Genomic DNA, 9,817 nt, shown 5'->3' on the forward strand with positions numbered 1-9,817 from the left:
GCCGCCGGTGGGCGGGGTGCCGCCGCCCTGCTGGGTCACCCACAGGGCCGCCGCCGTGTCGTCCGGGGACAGCTCGACGATGACGTAGCGGCCGTACCCCGCCCGCTCGGCGAGGTCGGCGGAGCGGTTCGTGTAGACCTTGGTCACGGTGCGGTCGGTGACCGTGAACGTCGACGTCGACAGCGTCCGCCCGTCGATCTCTCTGTCGTACTCGACCGCCACCGCGACGAGCTTCTGCCCGGCTCCGAAGACCTGGGTGATGGCGGTGAGACCCTTCACAGGGCTGTCGTCCGTACTCGTCGCGCCCGTCCCGCTCGCCTCCCGCGCCGAGCTGGGGGTCGCGCCGCCGAACACCACCAGGGCCCCCGCCGTCGCGGTCGCGGTACCGGCCATGAACCTACGCCTGTCCATGAAGGTGAGCTCCTTCGATCGAGGTTGTCAGGGCTGCCGAGCGCCACTGTCCTGCCTCAATCTGTGAAGCAATACGAGAAAGAAGAAGCTTTTTCACAGGGGACGCAGAAGTTTCCTGGTCGTGCCGATGAATTCGCTTCGCGCAACCTTAGCTGGCGCGAGCTATTGCGCCGCAATTATTGACCCGCATTCTCCTGATTCATCGGCGGCGAGAATTCGACGACGAGAACAGGTCATATTCAGAGAGAACTCAGAGGGACTGGTCCATGACCCACTCCCGGATGCCCGGGATCGTGTAGGCGACCTGCCAGGTGGCCATGTGCGCACTGGTCGCCGAACCGGCCGGCACCACCGTGCCGGTCTTGAACGCGGCGTAGTTGACCGGCGCCTTCTGCGCCTTCAGGCTCCGCACGTCCGCGGCGAACTGTGCGCCCTTGGACCGCCCGTCCCAGACCGCGGTCGCCACGGCCGTGCCCTGCTCCTTGATGACCTTCGTGATGGCGTTCTCGCCGGAGTAGGACTTGTCGTCGTCCTGGGAGACGACGATCCAGAGTTTCTTTTTCGCCAACGGCTTCGCCTGGTCCGCCGGCCACTGCCCGGCTACGACGAACGACGCCCCGAACAAATCCGGGTACTTGATGTTCAGCCCCAGCGTCATCATCGCGCCCATCGACTGACCGGTGGCGTAGAGCCGTTTCCGGTCGAGGCTGTACTTCTTGGTGAGCGACTGCACGAGATGGGCGGTGGTGTCGAAGAGCGGCGACGGTTTGTAGGTGTCGTCGATCACGACGGAGTCGTACTCGGGCGCGAGCACGAAGGCCTCGTGCCGGGCCTGGTCCTCCGGGCTCGCCCAGCACACCGCGCCGAGCCCCTGCACCAGGGGACCTTCGGTGGCGACGTTCACCACGCTCGCGTCATGCATGAACAGCACCAGCGGGTAGCTCTTGCGGTGGTCGTAGCCCTTGGGGACGAACAGGTTGTACTTCAGGGTCTTTTTCGTCACCGGGTCGGTGAAGGTGAACTGCCGGAAGTCGTCGACGATCAGGTTCTTCACCGCGTCCGTGGTCACCTTCGTGGCGCTCGCGGGGTAGCGGGTGCCGTGGGTCGTGGTGACGGTGCCGGTCTGGGTGAGGGTGGCCTTCGCGGCGACGATGGTGCCGCCCGGGGTGCTGTCCCCGACCTTCGGACCGCCTCCGCCGGGGGCCGCGCCGGCGGAGGACGACGAGGACGCCGTAGCGGACGCGGTGGGCGAGGAACCGGTGGGCGAGGAACTGGACGCGGTCCCGCCACCCTGCTGCGTCACCCACAGCGCCGCCGCCTTGTCGTCCGGCGACATCTCGACGATGACGTAGCGCCCGTCCCTGCCCCGCTCGGCGAGGTCGGCGGAGCGGTTCGCGTAGACCTTCGTGACGGTCCGGCCGGTGACCTTGAACGTCGACGTCGACAGGGCCGAACCGGTGATGTCGGCGTCGTACTCGACCGCCACCGCGACCAGTTTCTGGCCGTCGCCGTAGACCTTGGTGATCGCGGTGGCGCCCCGGACATGACCGCCGGCCGGAGCCGTCGCGCTCACGGCCTCGCCCTCGGCCCGCGCCGTGCACCCGGCCGTCCCGCCGAGCACGGCGAGGGCGCCGACGGCACCGGACCCCACGATGAACCTGCGCCTGTCCACCACGACGGACTCCTTCGGTGAGCTGCGTTCTGCCCCCACCTCAACCCGGCCCAGGTCGCCCCGCAACGGGAGATCAGCCGAGCAGGAACTCCGCACACCGCTCGCCGATCATCACGGTCGGCGCATGCGTGTTGCCCGACGGTACGGCCGGCATGACCGACGCGTCCGCGACCCGCAGCCCCGGCACCCCGTGCACCCGTAGCAGCGGATCCACGACCGCGTCCGGTCCGGTGCCCATCCGGCACGTCCCGACCTGATGGTGGTAACTGGTCAGGTTCCGCTTCACATACGCGGCGATCTCGTCGTCCGTGACCACCCCCGGCCCGGGCGCGATCTCCCGCGCCCGCCACTCGCCGAGCGCCTTCTGCTCCCCGATCTCCCGCGGCGGCCGGACGGCGGTCACCATCGCCCGCAGGTCGTACGGCTCCTCGAAGTAGCGCGGATCGAGCGCGGGCGCCTCGCCCGGGTCGGCGGACCGCAGCCACAGCCGGCCCCGGCTCAGCGTCCGGATCGTGCCCGGCGCGAGGCTGTACCCATGGCCTTCCTCCGGCACGTCCTGTCCTACGACGGGCAGCGGCACATGCGACATCACCGGCTGCAGGTCGGGGGCGGCCAGCGCGGGATCGGTCTTCGCGAAGTACTGCGCCTCGATCTTGTTGGACGTCCCCGGCGGCACCGGCCGCGCCGACTCGTACACCACCGGGGCGAGCGCGTGATCGTGCAGATTGGCCCCGACCCCCGGCAGATCGGCGACCACCCCGATGCCGAGAGCCCGCAGCTCGTCGGCGGGTCCGATCCCGCTGAGCAGCAGCAGTTGCGCGGAGCCGATGGTGCCGCCGGACAGCACGACATCGCCCGCACACCGTACGGCGACGGTCCGGCCGCCCTCGACGACCTCAACTCCGCACGCGCGCCCGCTCTCGACGAGCACCCGGACCACCGGCGCACCGGTCAGCACGGTCAACAGCGGGCTGTCCAGCACGGGTTGGACGAACGCCGTCCACGCGCTGACCCGCCGCCCGTTGCGCACGTTGAGGTGGAGCAGATTGACGCCGAGGATCTCCTCGCCGTTGCAGTCGTCGTTGTACGGGATCCCGTACTGCTCGCACGCCTCCACGAAGGCGACGGAGACCGGGTTGGGCGAGTGGTTCCGGGTGACCGGCAGCAACCCGCCCGACCCGTGGTACTCCGAGGGACCGTCCTCGAAGTCCTCCGACCGCCTGAAGTACGGCAGGACCTCGTCGTACGACCACCCGGTGGCCCCGTACCGGCCGGCCCAGTCGTCGTAGTCCGAGCGGTGGCCGCGGACGTAGATCATCGCGTTGATGGCGCTGGTCCCGCCGACGACCTTGCCGCGCGGCCAGAACACCCTTGTGCCGTCGGCGTGTTGCTGGGGTTCGGTGAGATAGGCGTAGTCCTCGGGCGAGGTCCACAGCTCCCACATGCGGCCCGGGTCGTGGATGGCCGGGTTGTCGTCCGGGCCGCCCGCCTCGATCAGCAGGACGCTGCGGCCGGCGTCCACGAGCCGGCGCGCGATGACACAGCCGGCCGAACCGGCGCCCACGACGATGTGGTCGTAAGTCTTCTGCAAGGCTTCCATGGCGGAAGAGTGCCGTTCGCCGGTCGGCTCGGCTTTCGTCGCGGTGCACGGGGAGTTGCCGGGCTGAGCACGGTCGCCGGGGCCGCCGGGTCAGCGTGCCGCGCGGGCCTCGCTCGGGCTCATGCCGTACGCCGTCCTGAAGGCGTGGCTGAAGTGGGCCGGGCCCGGGAAGCCCCAGCGGCTGCCGATGGCGCCGACCGGGAGGTGGGCCAGGGCCGGATCGGCGAGGTCGCGGCGGCAGTGGGCGAGCCGGTGTTCGCGGATCCAGCCGGAGACGGTGCAGCCGTGCCCGGCGAGGAGTTTGTAGAGGTAGCGGCGCGAGATGTGGTGGGCGGACGCGATCTGCTCCGGAGCCAACTCCGGGTCGTGGAGCCGCTGTTCCATGTAGGCGAGGATGCGCTGTGTGAGCACCTCGCGGCCGTCGTCGGGTCCCCGTGCCAGGTCCGCGCCCGTGTGCTCCGCGAGGAGGGTGCCGACCAGATCGGCCACGTTGTCGGCGAGCCGGGGGGTGGCGAGCGACTCCAACTCGTCGACCTGGCGCGCCAGTCCGTACAGGAAGGGGCGCACGACCGTGCCGAGCCCGCCCCGGCACGACACCGAGACCGCCGTCACGCGCGCCAACTCCCGTTCCGGCAGCCGCAGCATGGCCCGCGGGAACATCAGGGCCAGGCTGCGGCCGGGCCGGTCGGTGTCGAGGGTGTACGGCCTGCGGGTGTCGTAGACCGCCAACTCGCCCGGTTTCAGCTCGGCTTGGTGGTCCCCCTGGGTGAGGACACAGTGCCCGGTCAGCTGGAGACTGACCTTGACGTGGTCAGACGCGTCCGAGCCGGCCGGGCGCCGGGTGCGGGCCGTGTGCGGCGGGGTGGTCACGACGGACACCCGCACCGGACCGACCCGCGCGATGCTCAACTGCGCGTGGAAATCGGGCCCTTCACGCGGCACGATCTCCAGCGGCACGAAGCTGCGGCTGACGATGTCGCGCCAGAACTCCAGCCGCGTCGCGGAGTTCTCCGCGCGAGGCGTCGAGACCGAGGACATGTGCCTCTCCCCTCACCGTTCCGGCACCGGGCCCGAGGAGTGTAAGTCAGGCCGTCGGCCCTGTCCCGGTTCGTGCTGCTACGACGGTGCGCGGAGGGCCTCCACCGGTTCCATGCGCGCGGCGCGGAGCGAGGGGTAGAGACCCGCGAGCAGTCCGACGAGGGCGCCGGCGAGCGGGGCGCCGAGCGCGAGCCGCAGGTCGAGCACCGGCGTCCACTCCTTGAACACGGCCACGCACACCACGACCGCGATGCCCAGGGCCGCGCCGACGATCCCGCCGAGCAGCCCGATCGTCGTCGATTCGAGCAGGAACTGCCCGGCCACCTGCCGCCGGGACGCGCCCAGCGAGCGCCGCAGCCCGATCTCGCCGACGCGCTCCATCACCGTCACCAGGGTCACGTTGGCGATGCCGATCGCACCGACCACGAGCGAGACGAGCCCGAGGACGAGGAAGAGACTGTTGGTGTCGTTCTGGACGCCCGCCCGCGCTTTGGACAGGTCGGGCGGTGCCTCGACGGAGAGCGAGTCCTGGTGCCCGGGCGCCAGCGCGATCGGCGCCTGCCGCGCCACCTGCTTCGCCGCGCCCAGCGCGGTGTCGACCAGCACCCGGGTGATGTCGGTCAGCCCGATCCGGTCGGCCGCGGTGGTGGGCGGCACCATGACGGCCGTGGACAGCCGCTGCTCGCGCCGGATCCCGCCGAGGATGCCGATGACGGTGTACGACTGCCCCTTGAAGAAGACCGCCGGCGCGTCCTCCACCCGCTTGATGCCGAGCAGCTTCGCCGCCTGGTCGCCGAGCACCACCACATGGTCGTGCCGGGCGATGTCCCCGGCGTCGTAGAACCGTCCCGCCGTCATCGCCCCGTGCACGGCGGCCGGCAGACCCGCCGAGGCGGCGAGCACCGCGAGGGTCTGACCGGACATGTCGCCGGGCGCGGTCACGTCGTTGGACCGCACCAGGACGCTGTCGGTCGCGTCCGAGTCCGCGAGCGCCGCCACCGCCACCACACCGGCCAGCCGCCCTACGGCATCGGTCCCCGACCACGGCACCAGCGGCCCGGCGTCCTCCTCCCCGGGCAGCGGCGCCGGCACGGTCACGGTCACCGAAGTAGCGGTGAGCGCGTCGAACCGGCCGACGATCTGGTTGCCCGCGGTGGACGCCACCCCGATGGTGATGACGAGCGTGGTGATGCCGAGGACCGTGCCGAGCGTGGTCAGCGCGGACCGCACCGGCCGGGCGAGGACCCCGGCGAGAGCCTCCGTCCACAGGTCCCGGGGATCCATCCAGGGCCGCTCGGCCTGCCTCTTCCGCTCCGCGCGTATCACCCGGCCTCCTCGGCGAGGCGTCCGTCGGTGATACGGACGCGGCGCCCCGCCCGACGGCTGACCGCGTCGTCATGGGTGATCACGACCAGGGTCATGCCCCGGGCGCACAGCTCGTCGAAGAGTTCCAGTACGGAGAGGGTGTTCTCGGTGTCGAGGTTGCCGGTCGGCTCGTCGCAGAGCAGCAGCGCCGGGTCGCTGAGCAACGCCCTTGCGATGGCGACCCGTTGACGCTCACCGCCGGACAGCCGGTCGGGCCGGAAACCCACCCGGTGCCCCAACCCCACCTGTTCCAGGGCCTGATGGGCGCGGGCGAGCCGACCCCCGCGCCCGCGTCCGGGACGCGGCCTGCGATAGGCCTCGGCCAGCATGACGTTCTCGTCGACCGTCCGGTACGGCAACAGGTGGAAGGACTGGAACACGAACCCGATCCGGCTCCCGCGCAACGAGGTCCGCTCCAGGTCACCGAGCCCGGTGGTCTCCACCCCGTCCAGCAGATACGAGCCCGCCGTGGGCCGGTCCAGCAGCCCGAGCGTGTTGAGCAGCGTCGACTTCCCGGAACCGGACGGCCCGACGATGGCCAGGTGCTCACCGCGCCGCACGGCCAAGTGCACGTCGCGCAGGGCGTGCACGGGCGGCTCGGAGGCGAACGTCCGCTCCACAGCGGTGAGTTGGATGACGGTGTCCGTGTCCACCACAGTGCCGGTCACTCGCCCACCACCACTCTCTCGCCCGCCTTCAACGCGCCCCCGTCCGGCTTGACTTCGACGATCCCGGCGGCGGAGAGCCCGACGGTGACATGGACATCGGTCACAGTGTCACCGCGGGCGACCTGAACCCGGGCCCGCCCGTCGGACGACGTGTGGATCGCGGCCATCGGCACGGTCAGCACCTTGCCGTCCGAGGCCCCCACCTTGATGGTCACCTTCACGGCCGCCCCGGTCTCACCGGCGAGCGGCCCGGGCTCCGGGACGGTGATCCGCACCTGGACGGCGGCGGTGGAGTCGGAGGTGGAGGCGGAGTCGGTCTCGCCGGTGGCGGAGGAGGCCGTGGCGGAGGAGTCCGCAGCCGACGACGAGTCGGAACCATCCCCTACGACGTTCACGGTGCCCGTCGCCGACTTGCCGTCCGCCGTGGTCAGTTGGGCGGTCATCCCGTGCCGCAGGAGCTGTGCGTCCGTGCCGGGGACGGCCGCCTGCACCACCACGTCGGAGCTGGTCACCGTGCCGATCTGGCCGGACGGGGTGTCGCCCGTCTTCACGCTCACCTTGTCCAGCCGCGCGGGCAGCCTCGGCAGGAAGACGACCTCGCCGGCCGGGACCTTCGTACCGTAGGTGGCCTTGAAACTGCTGAGCGCGTCGTTCGCCAGGTCCAGCGCCTTCTGCGCGGACTTGACCTGGATCTTGTGGACCTGCTGGTCGGTGCTGGACTGGGGAGTGGGGGAGGGGGAACCGGTAGTGGGGACGGCGCTGTTGGTGGTGAGGAGCGCCTCCTGCGCGGCGGAGACGGCCTGTTCGAGCGAGCCGAGCTGCTGCTGATCGGCGGGGCTCGGCTCCTGGGCGTCGTACCCCTTGCTCTTGTACCAGTCGGCGACGGCGTTGGCGGTGCCCTGCCCGTACGTCCCGCTGATCGAGCCGGGACCGAATCCGAGCCGCTGCAGGGCTTTCTGAAGCTGTGTCACATCGTCGCCCGAAGTGCCGGGCCCCAGAGCGCGGTACATCGGCACGGAACCGCCGAGCGCGAACACCGGACGGCCGTTGACCGTCATCAGTACGTCGCCCTCCTTGATCTTCGTACCGGCGACCGGCGCCTTGGTGACCCGCTGCTCGGCACCCTCACTGCCGTCCGCCCCCGAGGACGCGCCACTGCCGACCGGCCCGGCCAGCGACAGAGGCCGCGGCGAGGCGAACTCGACCGACCCGGTCGCCACCACACTCGCGGTGAGCGACTGCCGTACGACCGCCACGGTCACGGGCCCGGCCGTCGGCGCCGTGTGCGAGGCGGCGGCGTCGGCGGGCGACTGCACCTGCGTCCCGGCGAACCACCCACCCGCCCCGACCAGCACGACGGCCCCCACGACCACCCCAAGTCGCCTACGACCGCTGCCGATCCGGCTCGCGCCTTCCCCCTCCGGGCGGCTCATCCGTCCTCCCCGTAGTACGGCTTGGCCTTCTCCTTGGGGAAGTACGCGGCGCGGAACTTCTTGCCGCAGTCCAGGTCCTTCAGGGCGATGCCGATGTCCTTGTTGAGGAGGGGCAGCGCGACCTCCCTGCTCATCGACATGAAGTTCTCCGGCAGTTGGCGGGAGATGTCGAGGCGGACCATGTCGACCATGCCGGTCGGCTGCGTGGTGCTGACCGAGATGCCCTGACCGGTCAGGCAGGTCGCGAACTGCTGGGCGAGCTGGACGAGTTGGGAGTCCCCGTTGAGCGCGAGGCCGTTGGCGTGGTTCGCGTTGTCGCGGGCTTTCTCCGCCTTCTTCTCGGCCGCGGCACTGAGCGCCGGCCCGTGCGCCGCGGCCCGTCCCACCTCCGAGCACCCGCCGACCTTCTCCTCGGCCTTGGACTTGGCCGGGGGACCGGTCAGCGCGATGTCGTACGCCTTCTTCTGGGCGTCGGTCAGCCCGTCCTCGTCATGGTCCTGGGGCGCGGTCCTCTTGGCCATCGCGGCTTTGCTGTAAGGGACGTCGGGGTCGTTCGGGTAGACGGCGCCGGCGTAGTACCCGAAGCCGTACTTCTGCCGGAACTGCTTCGCCCGCGCGTAGTCCTCCCCGTCGACCGCGGCGAGCGGATCGGCCGCGTTCGAGGACTGCACGTGCGGGGTGTAGGTGAAGCCCTGCTTCCTCATGCAGACCGCGACGGCGTTCTCCTCGATGTACTGCTTCTTCGTCGCGTCGTCCACGCCGTCCGGGACGGTGAGCTGTACGGCTCCGCCGGCGGTGGTCGTGGTGGTGGCGCCGGATCCGCTCGAACTGCCGCTTGAGGAAGCCGACTTGCCGCTTCCGTCTCCGCCGCCACCGCAGGCGGCGAGCAGGGGCAGCAGGCCGACAGCCAGTGCGGTGACCAGTGGGCCACGTATGTCGGGCATGCGTGTTCTGGGCGTTCCGGGCGCGCTGTTTTTGGGCATGCTCATGCCATCCTTGCTGTCAGGGTCGATCAAGATGTGTGCCGGGGGTGCGTCAGCTCAGTCGCCGGACTCCTTGACGGCGTCGAAGAGGCGCGGGTCGGTGGCCAGTCGGGTCAGTCGGGAAGTCGTCCACGGACTGCGCGCGCTCGTGCTCTCGGCGGCTTCGTCGAGCGAGCCCGCGATCACCTGCACCGCCCATCCGCCCGAGGTCACGTAGGTGACACCGGTCGCCCAGGAGTCCTTGTCGCGGGGGTTGCTCGTCGTGGGCAGGGCCGCGTCGGACACGTAGTAGAGCAGCACGCTGCCCGACCCGTGCCTGGTCAGGGCGCACCTGTAGATCAGGCCGTTCCACGGGGAGGCGAGCACGTGTCCGGTGCCGTCCAGGCAGGCCTGGGTCCGGTGGGCGTACGTCGGGTCGACGGCGGTCCGACTGACGCCCACGTAGAGGTCGTTCACGCTGCCGTCGGGGTCGGTCAGCCGGAAGTACCGCCCGGGGCGCAGGGGTTGGCGCGGATTCCTGGCCTCGACCCTCGGGCCGTCGCCCGCGGACAGGATCGACCGCAGCAGCCCCAGCGACGGATACCAGACCGTCGGCTCCGCGGCGGGCAGCGTCGGCGCACCCTGCGGCCGGGGCGCGAGCAGCGCGT

The 9,817-nt window shown here is 70.8% G+C and carries 8 protein-coding genes and 1 pseudogene; all 9 read right to left on the minus strand.

Translation table 11 applies throughout. The annotated features are described in order from the left end of the window. Positions 1-411: pseudogene (locus R6V09_RS36810) on the minus strand (hypothetical protein); the annotation flags it as partial. A 250-nt stretch (positions 412-661) separates the two neighbouring features. Then, positions 662-2,086 (minus strand): alpha/beta hydrolase-fold protein, encoded by a 1,425-nt coding sequence (locus R6V09_RS36815; protein WP_317885824.1) that lies wholly within the window; start codon positions 2,084-2,086, stop codon positions 662-664. Positions 2,087-2,156: 70 nt separating this feature from the next. Then, positions 2,157-3,683, minus strand: coding sequence for a GMC family oxidoreductase (locus R6V09_RS36820; RefSeq protein WP_317885825.1), 1,527 nt, complete (start codon positions 3,681-3,683; stop codon positions 2,157-2,159). 90 nt (positions 3,684-3,773) lie between these two features. Next, positions 3,774-4,721 (minus strand): helix-turn-helix domain-containing protein, encoded by a 948-nt coding sequence (locus R6V09_RS36825; protein ID WP_317885826.1) that lies wholly within the window; start codon positions 4,719-4,721, stop codon positions 3,774-3,776. Between the two features lie 78 nt (positions 4,722-4,799). Continuing rightward, positions 4,800-6,047 carry an ABC transporter permease gene (locus tag R6V09_RS36830; RefSeq protein WP_317885827.1) on the minus strand — a complete coding sequence of 416 codons (1,248 nt, stop codon included), beginning with the start codon at positions 6,045-6,047 and terminating at the stop codon, positions 4,800-4,802. Then, a complete protein-coding gene (locus tag R6V09_RS36835; RefSeq protein ID WP_317885828.1) occupies positions 6,044-6,754 on the minus strand; it encodes an ABC transporter ATP-binding protein in 711 nt (236 codons plus the stop codon). The genes R6V09_RS36830 and R6V09_RS36835 overlap by 4 nt, the downstream gene beginning before the upstream one ends. Further along, on the minus strand, positions 6,751-8,187 hold the full coding sequence (locus tag R6V09_RS36840) for a peptidoglycan-binding protein (RefSeq protein WP_317885829.1): 1,437 nt from the start codon (positions 8,185-8,187) through the stop codon (positions 6,751-6,753). Before R6V09_RS36840 ends, R6V09_RS36835 begins: the two co-directional genes overlap by 4 nt. Continuing rightward, on the minus strand, positions 8,184-9,131 hold the full coding sequence (locus R6V09_RS36845; protein ID WP_317885830.1) for a hypothetical protein: 948 nt from the start codon (positions 9,129-9,131) through the stop codon (positions 8,184-8,186). The genes R6V09_RS36840 and R6V09_RS36845 overlap by 4 nt, the downstream gene beginning before the upstream one ends. Before the next feature lie 96 nt (positions 9,132-9,227). Then, positions 9,228-9,817: hypothetical protein (locus R6V09_RS36850; RefSeq protein ID WP_317885831.1), on the minus strand; the 590-nt coding region annotated here is incomplete at its 5' end.

The organism is Streptomyces sp. W16 (assembly GCF_033194735.1).
In the GTDB taxonomy this organism is placed as follows: domain Bacteria; phylum Actinomycetota; class Actinomycetes; order Streptomycetales; family Streptomycetaceae; genus Streptomyces.